The 22,566-nt window shown below is 75.8% G+C and carries 21 protein-coding genes; 8 read left to right on the forward strand and 13 right to left on the reverse strand.

Annotated features, from left to right (window positions below):
- Positions 1-8: 8 nt before the first annotated feature.
- The 3 genes from QSK52_RS28325 to QSK52_RS28335 all read left to right on the forward strand — a co-directional run bounded on the left by QSK52_RS28325 (position 9) and on the right by QSK52_RS28335 (position 4,307).
- Positions 9-614, forward strand: a complete 606-nt coding sequence (locus tag QSK52_RS28325; RefSeq protein WP_285739022.1) for a DUF6643 family protein — start codon at positions 9-11, stop codon at positions 612-614.
- Between the two features lie 178 nt (positions 615-792).
- Positions 793-1,692 carry an MOSC domain-containing protein gene (locus QSK52_RS28330; RefSeq protein WP_285739023.1) on the forward strand — a complete coding sequence of 300 codons (900 nt, stop codon included), beginning with the start codon at positions 793-795 and terminating at the stop codon, positions 1,690-1,692.
- Between the two features lie 182 nt (positions 1,693-1,874).
- Entirely contained in the window at positions 1,875-4,307 is a 2,433-nt protein-coding gene (locus QSK52_RS28335; RefSeq protein WP_285739024.1) for a right-handed parallel beta-helix repeat-containing protein, read from the forward strand.
- Between the two features lie 8 nt (positions 4,308-4,315).
- Here QSK52_RS28335 and QSK52_RS28340 read toward each other — a convergent pair whose 3' ends face one another.
- Positions 4,316-5,059, reverse strand: a complete 744-nt coding sequence (locus QSK52_RS28340) for an SDR family oxidoreductase (protein WP_285739025.1) — start codon at positions 5,057-5,059, stop codon at positions 4,316-4,318.
- A 113-nt stretch (positions 5,060-5,172) separates the two neighbouring features.
- Between QSK52_RS28340 and QSK52_RS28345 the strand changes: the two genes are divergently transcribed.
- Complete coding sequence (locus tag QSK52_RS28345; RefSeq protein WP_285739026.1) at positions 5,173-6,051, forward strand: LysR family transcriptional regulator; 879 nt, start codon at positions 5,173-5,175, stop codon at positions 6,049-6,051.
- A 63-nt stretch (positions 6,052-6,114) separates the two neighbouring features.
- On the opposite strand, the gene QSK52_RS28350 is transcribed toward QSK52_RS28345, so the two are convergent.
- Entirely contained in the window at positions 6,115-6,687 is a 573-nt protein-coding gene (locus QSK52_RS28350; protein WP_285739027.1) for a TetR/AcrR family transcriptional regulator, read from the reverse strand.
- Between the two features lie 128 nt (positions 6,688-6,815).
- On the opposite strand from QSK52_RS28350, the gene QSK52_RS28355 reads away from it, so the two are divergent.
- Positions 6,816-7,280 carry a DUF4267 domain-containing protein gene (locus tag QSK52_RS28355; RefSeq protein WP_285739028.1) on the forward strand — a complete coding sequence of 155 codons (465 nt, stop codon included), beginning with the start codon at positions 6,816-6,818 and terminating at the stop codon, positions 7,278-7,280.
- Between the two features lie 7 nt (positions 7,281-7,287).
- Here QSK52_RS28355 and QSK52_RS28360 read toward each other — a convergent pair whose 3' ends face one another.
- The 7 genes from QSK52_RS28360 to QSK52_RS28390 all read right to left on the reverse strand — a co-directional run bounded on the left by QSK52_RS28360 (position 7,288) and on the right by QSK52_RS28390 (position 15,359).
- Positions 7,288-8,394 carry a PLP-dependent cysteine synthase family protein gene (locus tag QSK52_RS28360; protein WP_285739029.1) on the reverse strand — a complete coding sequence of 369 codons (1,107 nt, stop codon included), beginning with the start codon at positions 8,392-8,394 and terminating at the stop codon, positions 7,288-7,290.
- A 136-nt stretch (positions 8,395-8,530) separates the two neighbouring features.
- A complete protein-coding gene (locus tag QSK52_RS28365) occupies positions 8,531-11,095 on the reverse strand; it encodes an ABC transporter permease (protein ID WP_285739030.1) in 2,565 nt (854 codons plus the stop codon).
- Positions 11,092-11,841, reverse strand: coding sequence for an ABC transporter ATP-binding protein (locus QSK52_RS28370; protein ID WP_285739031.1), 750 nt, complete (start codon positions 11,839-11,841; stop codon positions 11,092-11,094). The genes QSK52_RS28365 and QSK52_RS28370 overlap by 4 nt, the downstream gene beginning before the upstream one ends.
- A complete protein-coding gene (locus QSK52_RS28375; protein WP_285739032.1) occupies positions 11,838-12,101 on the reverse strand; it encodes an SHOCT domain-containing protein in 264 nt (87 codons plus the stop codon). The genes QSK52_RS28370 and QSK52_RS28375 overlap by 4 nt, the downstream gene beginning before the upstream one ends.
- 130 nt (positions 12,102-12,231) lie before the next feature.
- Complete coding sequence (locus QSK52_RS28380; protein ID WP_285739033.1) at positions 12,232-12,894, reverse strand: response regulator; 663 nt, start codon at positions 12,892-12,894, stop codon at positions 12,232-12,234.
- Positions 12,891-14,120 carry a histidine kinase gene (locus QSK52_RS28385; protein ID WP_285739034.1) on the reverse strand — a complete coding sequence of 410 codons (1,230 nt, stop codon included), beginning with the start codon at positions 14,118-14,120 and terminating at the stop codon, positions 12,891-12,893. The genes QSK52_RS28380 and QSK52_RS28385 overlap by 4 nt, the downstream gene beginning before the upstream one ends.
- Before the next feature lie 375 nt (positions 14,121-14,495).
- Complete coding sequence (locus tag QSK52_RS28390) at positions 14,496-15,359, reverse strand: PhzF family phenazine biosynthesis protein (RefSeq protein WP_285739035.1); 864 nt, start codon at positions 15,357-15,359, stop codon at positions 14,496-14,498.
- Positions 15,360-15,495: 136 nt separating this feature from the next.
- Here QSK52_RS28390 and QSK52_RS28395 point away from each other — a divergent pair, with 136 nt between their 5' ends.
- A complete protein-coding gene (locus QSK52_RS28395; protein ID WP_285739036.1) occupies positions 15,496-16,227 on the forward strand; it encodes a polyprenol monophosphomannose synthase in 732 nt (243 codons plus the stop codon).
- Between the two features lie 85 nt (positions 16,228-16,312).
- Here the strand turns inward: QSK52_RS28395 and QSK52_RS28400 are convergent, their stop codons facing one another.
- Positions 16,313-17,539, reverse strand: coding sequence for an ROK family protein (locus QSK52_RS28400; RefSeq protein ID WP_285739046.1), 1,227 nt, complete (start codon positions 17,537-17,539; stop codon positions 16,313-16,315).
- Between the two features lie 62 nt (positions 17,540-17,601).
- Between QSK52_RS28400 and QSK52_RS28405 the strand changes: the two genes are divergently transcribed.
- A complete protein-coding gene (locus QSK52_RS28405) occupies positions 17,602-18,840 on the forward strand; it encodes an MFS transporter (protein ID WP_435053395.1) in 1,239 nt (412 codons plus the stop codon).
- Positions 18,841-18,957: 117 nt separating this feature from the next.
- Here QSK52_RS28405 and QSK52_RS28410 read toward each other — a convergent pair whose 3' ends face one another.
- The 3 genes from QSK52_RS28410 to QSK52_RS28420 all read right to left on the reverse strand — a co-directional run bounded on the left by QSK52_RS28410 (position 18,958) and on the right by QSK52_RS28420 (position 21,472).
- On the reverse strand, positions 18,958-19,539 hold the full coding sequence (locus QSK52_RS28410; protein ID WP_285739037.1) for a hypothetical protein: 582 nt from the start codon (positions 19,537-19,539) through the stop codon (positions 18,958-18,960).
- A gap of 267 nt (positions 19,540-19,806) precedes the next feature.
- Complete coding sequence (locus QSK52_RS28415; RefSeq protein WP_285739038.1) at positions 19,807-20,577, reverse strand: acyltransferase; 771 nt, start codon at positions 20,575-20,577, stop codon at positions 19,807-19,809.
- 130 nt (positions 20,578-20,707) lie between these two features.
- Positions 20,708-21,472, reverse strand: a complete 765-nt coding sequence (locus QSK52_RS28420; RefSeq protein WP_285739039.1) for an enoyl-CoA hydratase family protein — start codon at positions 21,470-21,472, stop codon at positions 20,708-20,710.
- A 233-nt stretch (positions 21,473-21,705) separates the two neighbouring features.
- Between QSK52_RS28420 and QSK52_RS28425 the strand changes: the two genes are divergently transcribed.
- Positions 21,706-22,566 (forward strand): glycoside hydrolase family 19 protein (locus tag QSK52_RS28425; RefSeq protein ID WP_285739040.1); only part of this gene is annotated, 861 nt, incomplete at its 3' end.

Genomic DNA, 22,566 nt, shown 5'->3' on the forward strand with positions numbered 1-22,566 from the left:
TATGCCCCATGACCTCGCCCCGCTCCTACGACGGAGTCGGCTACCCCTCTCCGTCCTTCTCCTCCGGCACGCCCATCTACGACAGCCTGGTCGCAGAGCGCGGCATCCCGCAGATCGCACCCATCAACGTGCCCCCGGCCCTCCCGGCCTCCTCCTGGTCCTCCGCCTACGGCAGCGGTTTCGGCACCGGCCTCGACTCCCCCCAGTCGAACCTGCCCGCCCTGCCCCCGGCCCGGCTCGCGCTCGGCCCCGGCCCCAGCAGCGCCCCGGCCCCGACGCCGTACATCCCGACCCAGCCGGGGTACGCGAACGCGCCGGTCCCCCCGCAGCCCACCTACGCGGGCGCCCCGCAGGGCTTCCTGCCCGGCCAGCGCCCGGCCGCCCCGTTCCAGCCGCAGCCCGCGCAGGCGTACCAGGCCCCGCAGGCCCCGGCGGGCGGTTACGCCGCCGCCCCGCAGAGCTTCGCGCCGTCCTTCCAGGCGCAGCAGTTCGGCGCCCAGCCCGTCCAGCAGCAGCAGTCGTTCGGCGACCAGTCGTTCGGCGGCAACACCCTGCGCCCGGCCGCGGCCCCGCAGCAGTACCCGCAGTACCGGCAGTACCCGCAGGCCGGCTGAGAACCCTCCGGGGGGCAAGGTCACCACGCAACGACGCGTCAATCACTCCCCACCGGCCGCCCTCGGGCGGCTCCGCACCACCGCGCATCCCCGCGTCCCGCCAGGGCCGCGGGGATGCGCGCACCCGGGCACCGGGCCCCGCACCACGGGCCGCCGCCCGCCTGGCAGGATGGACCGCATGCCGCGTCTCGCCTCGCTCCACCTGTACCCGGTCAAGTCGATGTACCGCCTCAGCCCGCCGTCCGCCGCCGTGCAGCCCTGGGGCCTGCTGGGCGACCGCCGCTGGATGCTGGTGGACGCCGACGGCACCGCCCTCACCCAGCGCGACGAGCCCGCGATCGGGCAGTTCCGCCCCGTCCCGTCCGCCGACGGCGCCGCGCTCACCCTGACCGGTCCGGACGGGGACGTCCACGTGCTGACCGCGCCGACGCTCGCCGACGGCGCCCCCGAGACCACCGTCAACGTGTTCGGCACGCACTTCTCCGCCGTCGAGGCGGGCAAGGACACCACCGCCTGGCTGGCCGGGCGGCTGCCCGCCGAGCTCGGCGAGGTCCGCCTGGTGCACCTCGACCGCCCCGCCACCAGCCGCCCGATCAACCCGGAGTACGCCGCCCCGGACGAGACCGTCTCGATGGCCGACGGCTTCCCGCTGCTGCTGACCACCACCGCCTCGCTGGACGAGCTGAACGCCCGGATCGCCGACGACCACCCCGACGACCCGGTCAAGGGCGCGCCGCTGCCGATGGAGCGCTTCCGCCCCAACCTGGTGGTCTCCGGCACCGCCGCCTGGGCCGAGGACGGCTGGCGCCGCGTCCGGATCGGCGGCCTGGAGTTCCGGGTGGCCAAGCCGTGCGGCCGCTGCGTGGTCACCACCACCGACCAGGAGACCGGCGAGCGGCGCGGCCCCGAGCCGCTGCGGGCGCTGGGGCGCCACCACCGCTTCGGCCAGAAGCTGGTGTTCGGCCAGAACCTCGTCCCGGTCCGCGCCACCTCCGCCGAGGTGCTGGGGACGCTGTCGGTGGGCGACGACGTGGAGGTGCTGGAGGAGGTCCCGGCGCCGCGGCCGGACCACCGCTGACCGTCCCACCTGCGGCGCCGTCAGCTCCGTGCACCCGGAACCACCCCCGGCCGCGCTCGTTGAACCGGGCGCCGGACCAGGACGGCGGTCCGCCTGGTCCGCCCCGCGCGCTACGGTGGGGCGGTCGCGCAGCGTCTCGACGCAACCGACGTAACCGACGAAGGCGGGGATGACAGATCGCCATGGGTGAGCTCAGGGTCCGGGTCACGCAGGACAGCGCCTCGCGGTGGCGGCGGCGCGGCGGGGAGTACGCGACGCTCCGCGAGGCCCTGGAGGTCGCCGAGCCCGGCGACACCCTGACGGTCCGCGCGGGGACGTTCCGCGAGGCGGTGCTGGTCGACAAGCCGGTGACGCTGGTCGCCGAGCAGGGCCCCGGCAGCGTGCGGATCTCGCCCCCGGAGAGCGCGGTGCGCGGCGGCACGGCGCTGACCGTGACGGCCGCCGCCACCGTCCGCGGCCTGGTCGTGGACGGCTCGGACCGCTCCGCCCCCGCGGTGCTGCTGGCCGGGGCGGACGGCGCGGTGCTGGCCGACTGCCGGGTCGAGGCGTCCTCCTCGGTGGGCGTGGAGCTGGCCGACGGCGCCCGCGCCCAACTGGTCGGCTGCACGGTGGAGAACCCGTCCGGCCTCGGGGTGCGGCTGCGCGCCCGGGCGCAGGCCGAGCTGCTGGACTGCGAGGTCGCCGCGGCCGGGCAGAGCGGGGTCGCGGTGCTGGCCGGCTCCCGGCTGCGCGCCGAGCGGCTGAAGGTGCGGCGGACCGGCGGGGCGGGCGTCCTGCTGGCCGACCCGGGGACGCTGGCGGAGCTGACCGGCTGCGAGGTCTCCGAGGTCCGCGGCTCGGGCGTGCAGGCCGAGGCGCAGGCGGTGGGCCGGCTGACCGACTGCACGGTGCACCGGGTCTCCGGCAACGGCCTGAGCCTGGACACCGGCGCCGAACTGGAACTCTCCTCCGGCCGGATCCACGACGTCCCGGAGAACGCCGCCGACCTGCGCGGCGGCGCGAAACTGACGCTGCGCCAGGTCACCGTGCACGGCTTCGGCCGGGGCGCGCTCTCGATCTGGGACGGCGGCACGAAGGTGCTGGCCGAGGGCTGCCGCTTCCACTCCGCGCAGGGCGACTACCCGGCGCTGTGGGTCAGCGACGGCGCCGCCCTGGAGCTGGCCGACTGCGCCCTGGACGACCTGCCCGACGCCCTGTTCGTCCTCGACCAGGGCTCCTCCGCGGCCGTCCGGGACTGCTCGTTCAGCGCGATCCGCTCCTCCGCGGTCTCGGTCAGCGGCGGCGCCGGCGCGGACCTGGCGCGCTGCCGGATCCAGGGCGCGGGCACCGGCCTGTGGTTCCGCGACCACGGCTCCGGCGGCCTGCTCACCGACTGCGAGATCGCGGACGTCGCGACCGGCGTGATCGTCACCAAGGGCGCCGACCCGGTGCTGCGCGAGTGCACGGTGCGCGGCGCGAGCGAGTCCGGGGTGTACGTGTCGGCGCAGGGCCGCGGCGAGTTCGAGGGGGTGCGGGTCTCGCAGGGCGGCGGCTTCGGCTTCCACGTGATCGACGGCTGCCGGACGAAGCTGGTGCGCTGCCGGGCCGAGCGCAACGCCCGGGCCGGTTTCGAGTTCTCCGAGCCCGGACCGGTCGCCGAGGGCTGCACCTCCGACGACGCGGCGCCGCTGCCGCCGCCGACCGCCGTCCCGGCGCCCGCCCTCGCCCCCGCCCCGCCGACCGCTCCCCCGTTGGCGACCCTGGTGCCCGCCGTGCAGACCACGGCGCCCGCCCTCGCCGCTCCCGTGATCGCCCCGATCCCGGACTGCCGCCCCGCGGAGGTGGCCCTGGCCGAACTCGACGCGCTGGTCGGCCTGGCCACCGTCAAGCAGGAGGTCCGCACCCTGATCGACCTGATCTCGGTCGGCCGGGCCCGGCAGCGCGCCGGGCTCAAGGCCCCCTCCCCGCGCCGCCACCTGGTCTTCACCGGCGCCCCCGGCACCGGCAAGACCACCGTCGCCCGGCTGTACGGCGAGATCCTCGCCTCGCTGGGCGTCCTGCAGCGCGGGCACCTGGTCGAGGTCGCCCGGCTCGACCTGGTCGGCGAGCACGTCGGCTCCACCGCGATCCGCACCGCCGCCGCCTTCGACCGGGCCCGCGGCGGCGTGCTCTTCATCGACGAGGCGTACGCGCTGGCCCCCGAGGACGCCGGGCGGGACTTCGGCCGCGAGGCGATCGACACCCTGGTCAAGCTGATGGAGGACCACCGCGACGAGGTCGTGGTCATCGTGGCGGGCTACACCGCCGAGATGGAGCGCTTCCTCGCCGCCAACCCCGGCCTCTCCTCCCGCTTCTCCCGCACCGTCACCTTCCCCGACTACACCGCCGACGAGCTCCTCGACATCGCCCGCGCCCAGGCCGCCGAACACGAGTACCGCCTCGCCGAGGCCACCGAGGCCGCCCTGCTCGGCCACTTCACCGCGATCGACCGCAGCACCGGCTTCGGCAACGGCCGCACCGCCCGCCAGGTCTTCGAGACCATGGTCGAACGCCACGCCTCCCGGGTCGCCCACCTCCCCTCCCCCACCACCGAGGACCTCCAACTCCTCGTCCCCGCCGACCTGCCGGGCAGCTGACCCGGGCGTCAGACCAGACGGCCGCCGCCGTCCACGTGCAGGACGGTGCCGGTGACGTACGGGTTGTCGATCACGTGCAGGACGGCCTTGACCAGGTCGTCCGGGGTGCCGACCCGGCGGGCGGGGTTGCGGGCGGCGACGGCGCGCAGGAATTCCTCCTTGTCGGCGCCCAGGCCGTCCCAGGAGCCGGTGTCGACGATGCCGGGGGAGACCGCGTTGACCCTCAGGGGGGCGATCTCGACGGCCAGGGCCCGGACGAGGAAGGCCAGGGCGCCGTTGGTGGTGGCCATCACGGTGCGGGCGGGGGCGGGGCGCCAGGCGGCGACGCCGGAGAAGAAGGTGAACGAGCCGTCCTCGGCGGCGTGCGGGGCGAGGTGCTTGGCGAGCAGCAGCGGGCCGATCACCTTGGCGTCGAACGCCCGCCGCACGTCGGCGAGTTGCAGGTCGGCGAGCGGTCCGTTGGCGGGCAGCCCGGCGGTGGAGACCAGGTGGTCGAAGCGGCCCAGCCGGGCGGCGAACGCGGCGATCGAGGACTCGTCGGTCAGGTCGACGGGCAGCACGGTGGACGGGCCGGCCAGTTCGCCCGCCGTCCACTCCAGCTTGCGCGGGTCGGGGCCGGCCAGCACCAGCTCCGCCCCGGCGGCGGAGGCGGCGCGGGCCAGGTGGCGGCCGGTGCGGGAACCGGCACCGATGACGGCCAGGCGGCGGCCGGAGAGCGGAACGGACGGCGGAACGGACAGCGGAACGGACACGGGGATCTCCTCCTTCGGCGGCCGGGAGGTGTTCCCGGCCCGGAGACCACCCTGCTTCCACCTGCACGGATAGGTCCAAGGCTTGTTTTCGACCGGATCGATAGACTCCGTGCATGGCAACGCTCCGACAGCTCGAGTACCTGGTCACCGTGGTCGACACCGGCTCCTTCACCCGGGCCGCCGAGCGGCTGCACGTCACCCAGCCCGCCCTGTCCCACCAGGTCCGCGCCCTGGAGGGCGCGCTCGGCGGCCCGCTGCTGGAGCGCCTGCCGCGCGCCGTCCGGCTCACCCCGCTCGGCCGGGCCGTCCTCCCGCACGCCCGCGCCGTCCTGGCCGACGCCGAGCGCCTGCACGCGGCGGCCCGGCGCGCCACCGGCCTGGAGGAGGGCGAGTTGGAGGTCGCCGCCGTCCACTCGGTCGCGCTCGGTCTGCTGCCGCCGGTGCTCAGGGCCTGGCGGGCCCGCCACCCCGGGGTGCGGATCCGGCTGCGCGAGTACCCGCACGAGGAGCTGCTGCGCGCCGCGACGGCCGCCGGGCGGGCCGACCTCGCGGTGGGCCCGCTGCCGGACGACTGGGACGGCCCGGTACGGGAGTTGGGCGTCGAGGAGTTCGCGCTCGTGCTCCCCGCCGACGACCCGCTGGCCGCCGCTCCCGGCGGCGTCCTGCCGCTCGCCGCCCTCGCCGACCGCGACTGGGTGCACTACGCCCCCGGGCACGGCCTCGCCGAGGTCCTGGACGCCGCCTGCGCCCGGGCCGGGTTCCTCCCCCGCGCGGCCGTCCGCACCGAGCAGACCTCCGCCGCCCCCGTCCTGGCCGCCGCCGGGCTCGGCCCCGCCCTCGTGCCCGCGGGCATCCTCCCGCCCGCCCTGGACGCCGCCGTCCTCCGCCCCGACCCCCCGGTCCGCCGCCCGCTCGCCGCCTACACCCGCACCCGTCCCGACCGCCTCACCACCGCCTTCGCCGACCTCCTCGCCGGGACGCTGCGCCTGTGAGGCGCCGGGCGCCCGGGGCCGGGGCTCCGGTCCGGGGCCCCGGCCCCGGGTCGGGCCCCGGAGTCAGAAGACCGCGGTGAAGGCGTCGATGCGGGGCTGGTCGAGGTCGGGACGCAGGCGGCCGTTGCGGGCGAGGGTGACCATGCCGTGCAGGGCGGACCAGGCGAGTTCGGTGTAGCCGCCGGGGTCGTGGCCGGAGACCTTGGCGCTGCGGGTGGCGGGTTCGGCGATGGCGGCGAAGGCGGCGTGCAGGGGTGCGGGGGCGTCGGGGGTGCCGAAGGGGAGGGTGCTGGGGAGGGTGAAGATCGCGTCGTAGAGGGCGGGGTTGGCCTCGGCGAAGTCGAGGTAGGCGCGGGCGACGGCGGCGAACGCCTCGCGCGGGTCGGCGACGTCCGCGGCGGCGGCGCGCAGCAGGGTGGCGAGTTCGGCGCAGCCCTCGACCGCGACGGCGGCGACGATGGCGTCCTTGCCGCTGAAGTGGCTGTACAGGACGGGCTGGCTGTACTCGATGCGTTCGGCGAGGCGGCGGGTGGTGACGGCGTCCCAGCCCTCGGCCTCGGCGAGTTCGCGGGCGGCCCGGACGATCAGCTGTTCGCGTTCGGCGCGTTCGCGCGCCCTGCGTTCTTTGATAGCCATGAACGAAATCCTAGCACCGCTAGACATCTGACGGGCCGTCGGTCTAGCATCATTCTCGTTGCTAGCGCCGCTAACCAGACGGCGGCGCACACCACTTCGCACCGCCCACACCAGCAGGGGGAACCACCATGTCCGCGCTCACCGCCACCGCCACCGCCACCACCGCCACCGCCACCGCCACCCCGAAGGCCAGCAGCCGCCTGCGCGTCAACCTCGCCACCGTGTTCACGGTCCTGGTCGCGCTGGGCATCGGCTACGTCGGCGTCAGCTACCTGTTCGCCCCGGAGCACACCGCCTCCGGCTTCGGCATGCCGGTGTGGCCGCAGGGCGAGGCCGCCGACTTCCTCACCGTCAAGGGCTTCCGGGACATCGTCTCCGGCCTCGTCCCGCTGGCCCTGCTGCTGACCGGCCACCGCCGGGCGCTCGGCTGGGCCCTGCTCGCCGAGTCGGTCACCCCGTTCGGCGACGCCACCACCATCCTGGTGCACCACGGCAGCACCGCCATCGCCTTCGGGGTGCACTTCGCCACCGCCGCCTTCGTGGTGGTCACCGCCGCCCTGCTGCTCACCGAGCGGACCGGCGAGGCCGACTGACCGGCCCTCAGCCCTCCGCCCAGTCGCCGCCCGCGAGGAACTCCTCGAGGGCGGCGCGGTGCGGTCGGGGGTCGATCCGCTCGGCGGCCAGCCACGCGTCCGAGTAGTACTTGTCGAGGTACCGGTCGCCCGGGTCGCAGATCAGCGTGACGACGCTGCCGCTGCGGCCCTCGCGGCGCATCTCGGCGACGATCCGCAGGGCGCTCCACAGGCCGGTGCCGGTGGAGGCACCGGCCTTCTTGCCGAGGACGTCGGCGAGCAGGTGGACGGCGGCGATCGAGGCCGCGTCGGGGACCTTCATCATCCGGTCGATCGCGCCGGGCACGAAGGAGGGCTCCATCCGGGGGCGGCCGATGCCCTCGATCCGGGAGCCGCTGGGGCAGTGCGCGTCGGGGTCGTGGTGCACCCAGCCCTCGAAGAAGCAGGAGTTCTCCGGGTCGGCGACGCAGATCCGGGTGTCGTACTGCATGTAGTGGACGTACCGGGCGATGGTCGCGGAGGTGCCGCCGGTGCCCGCGGTGGCGACGATCCAGGCGGGTTCGGGGTGGGGCTCCAGCTTCAGCTGGGCGAAGACCGACTCGGCGATGTTGTTGTTGCCGCGCCAGTCGGTGGCCCGCTCGGCGTAGGTGAACTGGTCCATGTAGTGGCCGCCGGTCTCGGCGGCGAGCGCGGCGGCCGCGGCGTAGACCTCGCCCGCGTTGTCGACCAGGTGACATCGCCCGCCGTGGAACTCGATCAGCTCGATCTTGGCGCGGCTGGTGCTGCGGGCCATCACGGCGACGAACGGGACGCCGATCAACTGGGCGAAGTACGCCTCGGAGACGGCGGTGGAGCCGCTGGACGCCTCGATGACCGGGGCGCCGGGCCGGATCCAGCCGTTGCACAGCCCGTACAGGAACAGCGAGCGGGCCAGCCGGTGCTTCAGGCTCCCGGTGGGGTGCGTCGACTCGTCCTTGAGGTACAGGTCGACGCCCCAGTCGGCGGGGAGCGGGAAGCGCAGCAGGTGGGTGTCGGCGGAGCGGTTGGCGTCGGCCTGCACCCGGCGGACGGCCTCCTTCAGCCAGGCCCGGTACTCGGGGTCGGTCCGGTCCACGTCCTGGGTCTGATCGCTCATCGCGCCACTCTCCTCACCACCGCCGGTACGCCACCGAGTGTAACAGGCAACTACGATAAGTGACGGTTACGGAGGCCCCAGCTTCCCCTTATGCGTACGGGTGCGCACGGGTGGGGAAGCCGGGGCCGGCGGGGCGTCAGTCGCTCGCCACCGCCCGCAGGACGTCCAGCTTCGCCGCCCGCGCGGCGGGCCGCAGCCCGGCCAGCGCCCCGGCGGCCAGCCCGACCAGGGCGATCACGGCCAGCCGTCCGGCGGGCAGCGCGAAGGAGCCCGTCCCGGCGCCGTCGGAGGCCCGGGTGAGCGCCCAGCCGAGCAGCGCGCCGAGGACCAGCCCGCCCGCCGTGCCGAACGCGGCGACCAGCACCGACTCCCAGCGCACCATGGCCCGCAGTTGGGCCCTGCTCTGCCCGACGGCGCGCAGCAGGCCGAGCTCGCGGGTGCGCTCGTGGACGGCGAGGGTCAGCGTGTTGGCGATGCCGAGCAGCGCGATCAGCACGGCGAGCGCGAGCAGCGCGTAGACCACCGAGAGCATCATGTCGACGCCCGAGGCGGAGCTCTCCGCGTACTCGGCCCGGGTCTGCACCTGCGGGTTGCCGTACGCGGCGGCGAGCTGCCCGATCGCGGCCCGGCCCTGCTCGACCGTGACCCCGGGCCGCAGGGCGACGGCGACCAGCGTGTCGGCGTCCTGGACGCGGTGCGGCTCCCACGCCTGACGGCTGATCAGGTAGTCCCCGGCGACGCCGCCGCCCGCGTAGAGGGCGCGGACGGTGAAGGCGGCGGTGGTGTCGGTGAACCGCAGCTGCACGGTCGAGCCGACCCGCCAGCCGTGCGCCTGCGCCTCGGGGCGGGAGACGGCCAGGCCGTCGGTGCCGAGGTCGGCGAGCGAGCCGTCGACCCGGCCGAGGTCGGTGACCTGCGCCAGCGCGAGCGGGTCGGCGACGCCCAACTGGGCGCCGTGGCCGTCGACCTGGGCGAGGCCGCGGCCGAGGCCGACCGCGGCGCGGACCTCGGGGAGGGCGGCGACGGCGGGGGCGAGCTTCGGCGAGACGCCGCTGCCCCCGGCCCCGGTCGCGGGGGCGGTGACGGCGAGGTCGCCCGCGAAGGAGCGGGAGACGGTGTCGTCCAGGGTCGCCTTGACCGAGGCGCCGAACACGGTGAACAGGGTGACCACGGCGACGCCGACCATCAGCGCGGTCGCGGTGGCGGCCGTCCGCCCGGGGTTGCGGGCGGCGTTGCGGCGGGCCAGCGCGCCGGTGACGCCGCGCAGCCGGGGCAGCGGCGCGCCCAGCACCCGGACGGCGAGCACCGCGGCGACCGGCCCGAGCACGACCGTCCCGGCGAGCAGGGCCAGCGCCCCGCCGACGGTCAGCGCCAGCGAGGGGCCGCGGGTCGCACCGACCACCACGGCGGGCAGCCCGCCGACCAGCAGCAGCGCGCCGAGCGTCCGGCGCACCAGGGCGCTGCGGCCCTGCGCCGAGGCGTCCACGGCGGTGTCGCGCAGGGCGGCGAGCGGGGCGGTGCGGGCGGCGCGCAGGGCGGGGGCCAGCGCGGAGGCGGCGGCGACCAGGGTGCCGGTGAGCAGCGGCAGCAGGATCGTCGCGGGGTGCACCACGGTGCCGCCGGTGGGCAGGGTGAACCCGATCGCGGCGAACAGCGCCTTCAGCCCGGCGGCGACGCCGAAGCCGCCGAGCAGGCCGAGCGCGGAGGCGAGCACGCCGAGGGCGAGCGCCTCGCCGAGGGTGGTGCCGAGCACCTGGCCGCGGCCGGCGCCGAGGGCGCGCAGCAGGGCGTTCTCCCGGGTGCGCTGGGCGGTGACGATGGCGAAGGTGTTGTGGATGGTGAAGGTCGCGACCAGCAGGGCGACCCCGGCGAACACCAGCAGCAGGGTGGTGAACAGGCTCAGGAAGCGGCCGGAGACGTCGGCGGTGGACTGCGCGGTGGCGTCCGCGCCGGTCAGCGCCTCCACCCCGTCCGGCAGCAACGGGCCGATCTCGTCGACCAGTTGGCGCTGGCTGAGGGTGTCCGAGCGCAGCCGGACCGTGGACACCTGCCCGGTGCCCCTCGGCGTCAGGTGGGCCTGGGCGTCGGCGAGGGTCAGCGCGGTGAAGGTGCTGGGGCCCATGCCGTCGGCGTCGGCGCCGAAGGTCGCGATGCCGACCACGGTGATCCGCACCGGGTCGGGGGTGCGCAGCACCGTGCTGTCGCCGACCTTCAGCCCGCCCGCCTTCGCCGCGCCCCGGTTGACCACCGCCTCCCCGGGCGCGGCGGGGGCGCGACCCTCGGCGAGCCGGTACGGGTTGAGCTTCGGGTCGTCGATCCAGTTCCCGGCCAGGGTGGGCGGGCCCTGCCCGCCGACCGGCCTGCCGTCGGCGCCGATCAGCTGGCCCGCGCCCTGCACCGAGGGTTCGGCGGCGCTCACGCCGGGCGCCGCGCGCAGCTTCGCGGTCAGCGACTCCTCCAGCGGGGCCCGGACCCCGCCGGGGACGTTGGGCGCGTCCAGCACCCGGGCGCTGCGGACGACCGCGTCGGTGCCCGCGTCGGCGTCCGCGAACAGGGTGTCGAAGTTGGCCCGCAGGGTGTCGCCCAGCACCATCGTGCCGGTCAGGAACGCCACGCCCAGGACGATCGACAGCACGGTGCCCAGCAGTCGGCGCCGGTGGGCGAGCAGCGAACGCACCCCGATCCGCACGCTCGCGTTCACCGGGCCGCCGCCTTGCCGCGACGGCCGTCGAAGGCCTTCATCCGGTCCAGCACCCGGTCGGCGGTGGGCTGCTGCATGGTGTCGACCAGGCGGCCGTCGGCGAGGAACAGCACCGTGTCGGCGTGCGCGGCGGCCGCCGGGTCGTGGGTGACCATCACCACCGACTGCCGCATGGTGTCCACCGCGGAGCGCAGCAGGCCCAGCACCTCGCCGCCGCTGCGGGAGTCCAGGTTGCCGGTCGGCTCGTCGGCGAACACCACCGCGGGCCGCCCCGCCAGCGCCCGGGCCACCGCGACGCGCTGCTGCTGGCCGCCGGAGAGCTGGCTCGGCCGGTGCTGCAGGCGGTCGCCGAGGCCGACCACGTCGATCAGCGCGTCCAGCCACTCCCGGTCGGGGGCGGCGCCGCCGAGGTCCAGCGGCAGGGTGATGTTCTCCCGGACGGTGAGCGTCGGCAGCAGGTTGAACGCCTGGAAGACGAAACCGATCCGCTCCCGGCGCAGCAGCGTCAACTCCCGGTCGCCGAGCCCCGACAGCTCGGTCTCCCCCAGCCAGGCCCGGCCGCCGCTCAGGGTGTCCAGGCCCGCCGCGCAGTGCATCAGCGTGGACTTCCCCGAACCGGACGGCCCCATCACGGCCGTGAACCGGGCCGCCGCGAACTCCACGCTGACGCCGTCCAGCGCCCGCACCCGGGTCTCCCCCGCGCCGTACTCCTTCACGGCCTCCTCGACCCGGGCCGCGGCCGTCACCGCCCGCCCCCGGCCGCGCGGTGCTCCTCGGTCAGGACGGCCCGGCGCTCCCGGTACTCCGCCTCGTCGATCTCCCCCTGCGCGTACCGGCGCCCCAGCACCGCGAGCGGAGCGTGCTCCCCGCCGCACCACCCGCGCCGCCGCCACCCGGCCCGCCGCAGGAGCGTCACCGCCAGCACCACCACCAGCAGCCAGAACACCGGGAACACCAGCACCCACGGTCCGGGCCCGTGCCACCCGTCGGCCAGCAGCGCCACCATCACCACTCATCCCCTTCGGTCGAGAACCCGGCTCCTCACCGGCCCCTCCACCGTCCCCCCGCACCCCCGCCCGGCACGTCCCCCACCGGGCGGCACCCGCCCTACTCCCGGTGGAGCAGGGCCGCCCCGGTCACCCCAGCCACCCGGGTCGGACCAGGCCCGACTCGTAGGCCAGCACCACCAGTTGGGCCCGGTCGCGGGCGCCGAGCTTCACCATCGTCCGGCTGACGTGGGTCTTGGCGGTGAGCGGGCTGACCACCAGGCGGCGGGCGATGTCCTCGTTGGTGAGTCCGAGGCCGACCAGGGCGAGGACCTCGCGCTCGCGCTCGGTGAGGACGTCGAGGCGGGCGGTGGCGGGCTCCTTGGAGCGGGCGGCGAACTCGCCGATCAGGCGGCGGGTGACGCCCGGGGAGAGCAGGGCGTCGCCCGCGGCGGCGACCCGGACGGCGCGCAGCAGGTCACCGGGTTCGGTGTCCTTGACCAGGAACCCGGCGGCGCCCGCCCGCAGTGCCTCGAAGACGTACTCGTCGAGTTCGAAGGTGGTGAGCACCACCACCCGGACGTCGGCGAGTTCCGGGTCGGCGCAGATCCGCCGGGTCGCGGCCAGGCCGTCCAGGCGGGGCATCCGGATGTCCATCAGCACCACGTCCGGGCGCAGTTCGCGGGCCAGCGCGAGGGCCCGTTCGCCGTCCTCGGCCTCGCCGACGGCCCGCAGGTCGGGCTGGGCGTCGATCAGGGCCCGGAAACCGGCCCGGACGAGGGTCTGGTCGTCGGCCAGCAACACCCTGATCACGTCGTCCCCCCGCTCTCGGAACCGTTCCCGGGGCCGTTCCGGCGGTCGTTCCCCGCCAGCGGCAGCCGGGCCCGGACCCGCCAGCCGCCGGCCGCGTCCGGTCCGGCCCCGGCGCTGCCGCCGAGCGCGGCGGCGCGTTCGCGCACGCCGGTCAGTCCGCTGCCGCTGCCGCCCGCGTCGCCGCCGCCGGGCGGGCCGGGATCGGTGACGGTGACGGTGAGCGCGGCGCGGTCCCAGGCGAGTTCGACGGTGGCGGTGCGGGCGGTGGAGTGCCGCAGCACGTTGGTCAGCGCCTCCTGGACGATCCGGAACGCGGCCAGTTCCAGCCCCGCCCCCGCCCGGGCCGCCCGGCCGCGCCGCTCGACGGTGACCGCCAGCCCGGCGTGCCCGGCCTGTTCGACGAGTTCGTCGAGGCGTTCCAGCCCGGGGGCGGGGGTGCGGGGGGCGGCCGCACCGGGGCCGCGGAGGGTGCCCAGCACCTGACGGACCTCGCCGAGCGCCTCCTTGCTGGTCGCCTTGATGGTGGTCAGGGCGTCGCGGGCCTGCTCGGGGCGGGCGTCCAGGAGTTCCAGGGCGACCCCGGCCTGCACGTGGATCAGCGAGATCGAGTGGGCCAGGATGTCGTGCAGCTCGCGGGCCGTCCGCAGCCGTTCCTCGTCGTTGCGGCGGGCCCGGGCCTCCTCCTCGGCGGCCCGCACCGCGGCGATCCGCTCCTGCCGGAACCTGGCCAGCTCCGCCCCGGCGAAGACCAGCAGCAGCCAGGCCGTGACGCCGAGCTCCTGCCAGCCCTGCACGCCGTGCTCCGCGGCCCGCTGCCAGCCGTCCGGCAGCACGTAGCCCACCAGCAGGTGCACCAGGTAGAAGGCCCCGCCGCTCAGCCACGCGGCCCGCCGGTGCCCGTGCCGCACCGCGCCGAAGAACGCCACCACCATCGCCAGGAATGACGGCCCGTACGGGTAACCGGCCCACAGGTACCCGGCGGTGACGGCCGTGACCGCCGCCACCGTCCCCGCGGGCCACCTGCGCCGCAGCACCAGCAGCGCGGGCCCGACCACCAGCAGCAGGTAGCCCCACCCGTCCAGCGGCACCCGCCCGTCCTGGTGCCGCCCCGCCGCCGTCGTCCCCGCCACCTGCAGCACCGCCACCACCGCGGCCCCCGCCACCGGCCACCCGGCCTTCGCCGCCCGCACCCACGGTGGCACCCACAGCAGCTGCGATTCACCCATACCCGAAGGCTAACCACACCCCCGCGGCCCACCATCGTCCCGCCGGAGCAGACACGCCTACTCCCCCCGGAGTACCGGGGGCCCCTTTCGGCAGGCGAAGGGGGACGAACCAGGAGCTCGGGCAGGACGGCGGGATGCGCAATCAGGGGCTCGGGGAACGGCGAGTCCGAGCTGCTGCCGGCCGGAGCCCACCGGAGGTCCGTGCTGCTTCGGGCCGCCCGAACAGAACCCGAAGCCACCGCACGCAACGGCAGTGCACCGTCAGCAGACCCGTGCCCGCCGTTCCCCGGGCCCCTGATGGTGCATGCCCGGGTGCCCGACAGTTCCCCGGGCCCTGATGGTGCATCCCGCCGTTCTCCCCCGTCCCCTGCGGAGCTACATGCGCACCGCCCGCCCCGTGACCCGGACCCGGCTGTCGCCCTCGGTGAGGTCGACGGTGAGCACGCCCGGACGGCCGAGGTCCTCGCCCTGGTGGAGGGTGAGGCGGGCGGTGGTGAGGCCGCGCAGCTCGCGGAGGTAGGCGCCGAAGGCGGCGGCGGCCGCGCCGGTGGCGGGGTCCTCGACGATCCCGCCGACCGGGAAGGGGTCGCGGACGTGGTAGGTGGTGGCGTCCTGCTCCCAGACCAGTTGGAGGGTGGTCAGGTCGAGCCGCCGCATCAGCGCGGCGAGCGCGTCGAAGTCGTAGTCGAGGTCGGCGAGCCGGGCCCGGGTGGCGGCCGCGAGGACGAGGTGGCGGGCCCCGGCGTGGGCGATCCGGGGCGGGAGGCGGGGGTCGAGCTCCTCGGGCCGCCAGCGCAGGGCGGTCAGGGCCTCGGCGACGTCCTGCGGTTCGGCGTCCGCGACGGTGGCGGGGACGCTGGTGAGGGTGGCCCGGTAGCCGGTGGCGGCGTCACCCGTGACGGTGACGGGGACGGGCCCGGCCTGGGTGGTGAAGTGGAACTCCCCGGGGCCGTGCCGTTCGGCGAGGGCGACCGCGGCGGCGATGGTCGCGTGGCCGCAGAACGACACCTCGGCGAGCGGGCTGAAGTAGCGGACGGCGTGGGCCCGCGGCCGGTCGGGGTCGGCGGTGAGGAAGGCGGTCTCGGAGTGTCCGAGCCGGGCGGCGACGGCGAGTTGCCGGTCGTCGTCGAGCCCGGTGGCGTCCAGGACGACTCCGGCGGGATTGCCGCCCGCGGGGTCGGCGGTGAAGGCGGCGTACTCCAGCGGTTCGGCGCCGGGGGACGGTGCGGTGTGGGTCATGCCTGCTGAACGGACGGGCCCGGGGCCGGATTCCCGAGGTGCCCGCGGGCGGCGAGGGGAACCCCGTGGGACGGACGTAACGGGAGAAACGCTAGACTGCCGCATCCGGCTGGTACGGCATCTAGGAAAGAAAAACATGGCTGAGGCCCACCCGAAGGTCGTCGTGGTTGTTCCGACCTACAACGAACGGGAGAACCTGCCGATCCTGGTCGGCCGACTGGCCGACCTCGGCATGGAGAACCTTCACGTCCTGGTCGTCGACGACAACTCCCCGGACGGCACCGGCGAGGTCGCGGACAAGCTGGCGGCCGACTCGGACGGCACCGTCTCGGTACTGCACCGCACGGAGAAGGACGGTCTGGGCCGGGCGTACGTGGCGGGCATGTCGCGGGCGCTGGAGGACGGCGCCGACATCGTCGTGCAGATGGACGCCGACCTGTCGCACCCGCACACCGCCATCCCGGAGATGGTGGCGAAGCTGACCGGCACCGACGCCTCGGTCGTGCTGGGCTCGCGCTACGTGCCGGGCGGGTCGACCGCCTCGGAGTGGCCGTGGCACCGCAAGGCGCTCTCGGCGTGGGCGAACTTCTACGTCAACGCGATCCTGCAGCTGAAGGTGAAGGACGCCACGGCCGGTTTCAAGGCGTGGGAGGCCCAGGCGCTGCGCGCGGTCGACCTGCCGTCGGTGCGCTCCAACGGCTACTCGTTCCAGGTGGAGATGAACTACCGCGTGGTCAAGCGCGGCATGCGGATCTCCGAGGTGCCGATCCGCTTCGAGGAGCGGGTCGAGGGCATGTCGAAGATGAGCCTGGGCGTGCAGCTGGAGTCGGCGGTCGCCCCCTGGAAGCTGCGCTTCGGCAAGAGCTGACCGCCCCACGGGCACTCCGGACGGCGCGGGTTGACGGTTCGTCACCCGCGCCGTTCCGCGTTCCCGGCGCCCCCCGAGGAGGGGGTCAGGGCGCCGCGACCGCCTGCGGGTCGTCCAGGTAGGGCTCCCAGGCGAGTTCCGCGGCGCCGACCAGTCCGGCGTGCCCGACCTGGGCGGGGACGATCGGGATGCGGCCGCTGCGGCCCCACAGGCAGCGGTCGGCGACCACCGCGGCGAGGCGCTCGGGGGCGGCGGCGAGCAGGTCGAGGTGGAGGCCGCTGAGCACGATCCGGTCGGGGTTGAGGATGTTGACCAGTCCGGCGAGGCCGAGGCCGAGCCGGTCGACGACGTGGTCGAGGGCGTCGGCGGCGTCCGGGTCGTGGGCGAGGGCGCGGGCCTGCGGGAGCAGCGGGCGTTCGGGGTCGGGGCGGCGCTTCGCGGCGGCGAACAGCGCGTCGGTGTCGGTCTCGGCGTTGAGGCAGCCGCGGTTGCCGCAGGCGCAGGGGCGGCCGAGCGGATCGACGGTGACGTGGCCGACCTCCAGGGCGAGGCCGGAGCTGCCGGTGTGCAGGCGGCCGTCGATGACCAGGGCACCGCCGACGCCGCGGTGGCCGGAGGTGACCAGCAGCAGGTGGCGGGCGCCGCGCCCGGCGCCGTGCCGGTGTTCGGCGAGGGCGGCCAGGTTGGCGTCGTTGGCGACGGCGGTGGGCAGGGGGGTGCGGGCGCGCGGGCCGGGGTCGGTGCGGGCGACGGCGGCGGCGAACAGCGCGTCGACGGGGGTGCCGGGCGGCCAGGCGAAGTGCAGGGACGAGGGGACGGTGCCGTCGGGTTCGGTGACGGGGTTGGGCAGGGCGAGGGCGAAGCCGAGGACCCGGCGGCGGCTGTCGCGGGCGAGCCGGGCCCCGGCCCCGGCGACGGCGTCGAGCAGGGCGGTGGGGGAGGTGTCGGCGGGCAGCGGCAGGTGGACGGGGTCGTGGAGGCGTCCGCCGAGTCCGGCGAGGGTGACGGAGATGCCGTCGGCGTGCAGTTGGGCGGCGAGGACGGCGGGACCGGGGTCGGCGAGGGCGAGCCGGTGCGAGGGGCGGCCGCGGCCGCCCCCGGCGGGGCGGGAGTCGACGGTGATCAGGCCGAGCGCCTCCAGTTCGCCGGTGACGGCGCCCGCGGTGGCGCGGGTGACGTCGAGGGCGCCGGTGAGGGCGGAGCGGGTGGGGGCCTGTCCGGTGTGGACCAGGCGCAGGGCCGGTCCCAGCAGGGCGCGGCCGCGGTCGGGCGCGGCCCGCTTGGCGGCCCCCGGCTGCGGACGCGGGGTCAGGCCCGGATTCTGGCCGGGATTCGGGCTTGTAGGTGTGTGCGGCACTCCTCTATTCTGACTTTGTGCCGCTACTGAACAAAACAGAAGCCCGCTCCTCCCTCCTCTCCGCTGCCCCTACGAACCCTCCGTCCGGCCGCAGCTCCTCCTGGTCGGCGGCACGCCTCGCCCTCACCGCCTTCTTCACCGTCGACGGCTTCCTGTTCGCCTCCTGGGTGGTCCGGATCCCGGACGTCCGCGCCCAGGTCTCCGCCTCGCACAGCGCCCTGGGCCTGGCCCTGCTGTGCATCTCGGCCGGCGCGGTCGCCACCATGGCCCTGATCGGACGGCTGTGCCTGCGGTACGGCTCGCGCCGGGTCACCATCGCCTCGGTCGCCGTGTTCGCGCTCGCCGCGGCGCTGCCCGCGCACACCCACTCGGTGCTCGCGCTCGGCGCGGTGCTGCTGCTGTTCGGCGCGGGCTACGGCGCGGCCAACGTGGCGATGAACAGCGCCGCGGTCGACCTGGTCGCCGAGCTCCGACGGCCCGTCATGCCGAGCTTCCACGCGGGCTACAGCCTCGGCGGCCTGCTCGGCGCCGCGGTCGGCGGCCTGCTCGCGGGCCGGATCAGCGCCGCCTGGTCGCTGGCCGCGGCCGCCGCGCTCGGCCTGGCCGTGACCGCCGTCGCGGGCACCGCCCTGCTGCGCGCCCCGGCCGCGCTCCCCCGCCCCTCCACCGCCGCCACCGCCACCACCGCTCCCGCCGCCCGCCCGTCCCGGCACGCCCGGCTGCTGGTGGTGCTGCTCGGCCTGACCGCCCTGTGCACCGCGTACGGCGAGGGCGCCCTGGCCGACTGGGCCACCCTGCACCTGACCGACGACGTGCACGCGAGCGCCGCGACGGCCGCCGCCGGGTACGCCTCCTTCGCCTTCGCGATGACGGCGGGACGGCTCTCCGGCACCTGGCTCTCCGAGCGGCTCGGCCAGACCAGGGTGATGCTGCTGGGCGGCCTGACCGCCTGCGCGGGCATGGCGACCGCGGCCCTGGCACCGTCCGTGCCGCTGGCGCTGGCGGGCTTCGTCCTGGTCGGCCTCGGCCTGGCCAACGTCTTCCCGCTGGCGATCGCCCAGGCCGGTGCGGCCGCCGGGCCGCAGGGCGTGGCCACCGCCTCCACTCTCGGCTACGCGGGCATGCTGATCGGCCCGCCGGTGATCGGCTTCCTGGCCGACGCCCTCTCGCTGCCCGCCGCCCTGCTCACCGTCGCCGCCAGCTCCGCACTGGCCGGCCTGCTCGCCCTCACCGTCCGCCGCCACCGCGCGGCCTGACCGCCCCTCCCCTCCCGCCCGCGGAACGACGACGGCGGCCCGGACGCCCCCACGCGTCCGGGCCGCCGTCCCGCCGTCCGCGGTCACGGACGGCGGGTCCTCACGGCCGGTGCGGCCTCACGGGCGGTACAGCTGGGTGATGCTGAGCACCTTGCCCTGGGCGCCGAGCTTCACCTCGTACTGGTTGCCGAAGCAGCGGTACGGCGCGGCGGGCTCGGCGTTCTTCAGGCAGGCCTCCTGCACCTTCATGAAGGCGGTCAGGTCGACGCCCCTGGGCTTCAGCTCGTCGTCCAGCAGGTAGCTCTTCACGGCGTTGTCGAACTCGTAGACCCGGGCGTCGCCCTGCGGCTCCCAGTAGCCGTCGTTGGGCACCTCGGGGCCGCAGACGAACCTGGTCGACCTGGCGCGCATCCAGACGTGCGTCGAGTAGGCGTTCTCGGTGGCCTCCAGCACCGTCGTGCCGTTGGCGCCAGCGGTGCAGTCAGCGGCCGGCGTGGTGGCCTTCCCGCTCGCCGCGGCGGTGGGCTTTCCCGTGCCGGCGGGCGGCTTCGGACTGGCGGGCGCGGCGGTCGGGGCGGCGGTGACGGTGGCAGCCGGGGCGGAGGCCCCGTCGGAGCCGGAGCCGTCCGGGTCGCAGGCGGTGAGGGCGAGGGCGGAGGCAGCCAGGACGGCGGCCACGGCGAGACGGTTGAGGCGCATGACGGGAATCCCCCCAGGGCTGACGGACGGACGGGTGGAGCGGACCGGGCCGTGTTCTCGTCGACACGCCCGCGGCCCGGCCCTCACTTCCGAGCTCCGTCGGACGGACGTCCTGTCCGGTCCGACAGAGCCCACCACGCCGGTCCGCCCCGCCCGGTTGCCGCGGTTGCGCAGCTGTGACAGTCGTTGCAGGGACGCGACGTCCGGCCCGGCGCTCCGCCCGCCCGCCGGGCCGGACGGGCCGTCAGTCGCCCACCGCCGGGCGGGCTACGGCGCGGGGGGCCGTTCGGCCTCGCCGGGCAGGCGGAGGTCCCAGCCGACCAGGGCGCGCAGCTGTTCGGCGGTGACGCCGTCGGGGACGGGGCGGGGCGGGTCGTGGCGGATGGGGGGCTGCCAGCCCTGCTCGGGGTCCCAGGTGCGGACCTGGCGGGCGGGGGCCCCGGCGACCACGGCGTAGTCGGGGACCTCTCCGGCGACCACGGAGTTGGCGGCGACCACGACGTTGCGGCCGATCCGGGCGCCGGGGAGGATCACCGCGCCGGTGCCGATCCAGGAGCCCGCGCCGATCGAGACCGGCTCGTTGCGGGGCCACTGCTTGCCGATCGGCAGCTCGGTGTCGCGGTACTCGTGGGCCTGGTCGGTGATGTAGACGTCGGGGCCGGTCCACACGTCGTCGCCGAGTTCGATCCGCTGGTGGCCGACGATGTGGCTGCCGCGGCCGATGACGCAGCCGCCGCCGATCCGGACGATCGGCTCGGGGCCGAGGTCGAGCCCGGGCAGGAAGCCGGCCGACAGGGTCACGCGTTCGCCGATGATGGAGAACGGGCCGATGGTGATCCAGCGCTCGTTGAAGACGGTGCCGAGCGGGAAGGCCAGCTTGGTGCCGTCACCGAGCTCCCCGAACCGGTACGGGCCGGGGTTGCGGTTGCTGACCGCCCCGGCGTCCTGGGCCCAGCGCCAGCCGCGGTGCACGGCGCGCCCGGCCGCCCGGCGCGCGTTCTCGCGGACCGGCCCGAGCAGCCTGCGGACGATCGACATGCGCTCACCGTAGCGGCCGGTGCGCCCCCGCGGCCCGCAACGGGACCAAACTCACACCGGCCGGTAACTTCCGCCGAAAGCCGAGGTCACCCCGGCCGGGCCGGCCCCGGCCGGGGTGACGGCGCGGCCGTCAGCGCGCCCAGCGCGGGGGCCGCTTGGCCAGGAAGGCCCGCATGCCCTCCTGCGCCTCCTCCGAGCCGAACAGCTTCGCCGACAGCGCGACCAACTCCTCGCTGTACCGGTCGAAGGACTCCCGGACGGCGGCGTTGGCGAGCAGCTTGGACTCGGCCAGGCCCTGCGGCGAGCAGAGCCGGACGGCGTCCAGGATCGTGCGCAGGGCGGCGGCGGAGTCGTCGGCGGCCTCGGTGACCAGGCCGATCCGGGCGGCCTCGGCGGAGTCGAAGGTCTCGCCGGTGAGGTAGTAGCGGGCGGCGGCGCGCGGGTCGAGCTTGGGGCGCAGCGGCAGCGAGATGACGGCCGGGGCGAGGCCGAGCCGGGACTCGGTGAACGCGAAGGTGGCGTCGGGCCCGGCGACGGCGAGGTCGCAGGAGCCGACCAGGCCGAGCCCGCCGGCCCGGACGTGGCCGTCGACCAGGGCGACGACCGGCTTGGGGCAGTCGACGATCGCGCGCTGCAGGGCGACCAGGCCGCGCGGCCCGACGGTGGGGTCGTCGCCGGTGGCCTCGGAGAGGTCGGCGCCCGCGCAGAACACCCGGCCGGTGTGGCCGAGGACGACGGCGCGCACCTCCGGGTCGGCGGCGGCAGCGGCGAGGCCGGCGGTGAGTTCGGCCATCAGCCGGGTGGAGAGGGCGTTGCGGTTGTGCGGGGAGTCGAGTTCGAGGGTGGTGACGGCGTCGGCGGTGGTGGAGCGGACGAGGGGGGCTTCGAGGGTCATCGGGCCTGGTCTGCCTTCCGGCTGAGGGTGGGTCGGACGGGGCGTCGTCTGCACCCTGGCACACGGCGGCCCTACTGACCAGTACCCGATCTTGTGCCCGCCGCGCCGCCCGTCGCACTGCCCGAAACTCCGTACACGCCCTCAATTCCCTTAAGGTCTAGACCTATTGACAGTTAACGGACAAGGTCGCTTGAGTGCTGCCACACCGCTCGTCCCCCACCAGGAGTGGCCGAATGTCCCACGCCCGCACCCCCCGCACCACCCACCGGCCGGCGCACCGCGCCCGCCCCCGCTCCCGCCGCGGCAAGGTCGCCGCGCTGCTGACCGGCGCGCTGGCCGCGACCGGCCTGGCCGTCATGGTGCCCACCACCTCGACCGCCGCGACCGCCTGCACCACCCCGTACTCGGCGACCCAGGTGTACACCGGCGGCACGTCCGCCTCGTACAACGGGCACAACTGGAACGCCAAGTGGTGGACCCAGGGCGAGGCGCCGAGCACCGGCGGCTCCGGCGTCTGGGCCGACCAGGGCGCCTGCGGCGGCGGCAGCAGCCCGAGCCCCAGCAGCCCGAGCCCCAGCGGCTCGACCGCCGGCCCGAGCCCGAGCAGCACCCCCCGGGACTGCAACCTGCCGGTCTGGGTGGCCGGTACGCAGTACACCACCGGCACGGTCGTGAAGTACGCGCCCAACGGCCGGTACTACGTCGCCACCCACGACAACCCGGGCTACGACCCGACCGTCTCCACCTGGTACTGGAGCCCCACCACCTGCACCGGCAGCGACACCCCGACCCCGAGCCCGTCGGTGACCACCCCCGACCCGGGCGGGTTCGTGGTCTCCGAGGCGCAGTTCAACCAGATGTTCCCGAACCGGAACTCCTTCTACACCTACGCCGGGCTGGTCAACGCGCTGAGCGCCTACCCGGCGTTCGCGGGCACCGGCTCGGACACGGTGAAGAAGCAGGAGGTGGCGGCGTTCCTGGCCAACGTCAGCCACGAGACCGGCGGCCTGGTGTACGTCGTCGAGCAGAACACCGCCAACTACCCGCACTACTGCGACACCACGCAGTCCTACGGCTGCCCGGCCGGGCAGGCC

Origin of the sequence: Kitasatospora phosalacinea (assembly GCF_030268885.1) — a bacterium.
In the GTDB taxonomy this organism is placed as follows: Bacteria; Actinomycetota; Actinomycetes; order Streptomycetales; family Streptomycetaceae; genus Kitasatospora; species Kitasatospora phosalacinea_C.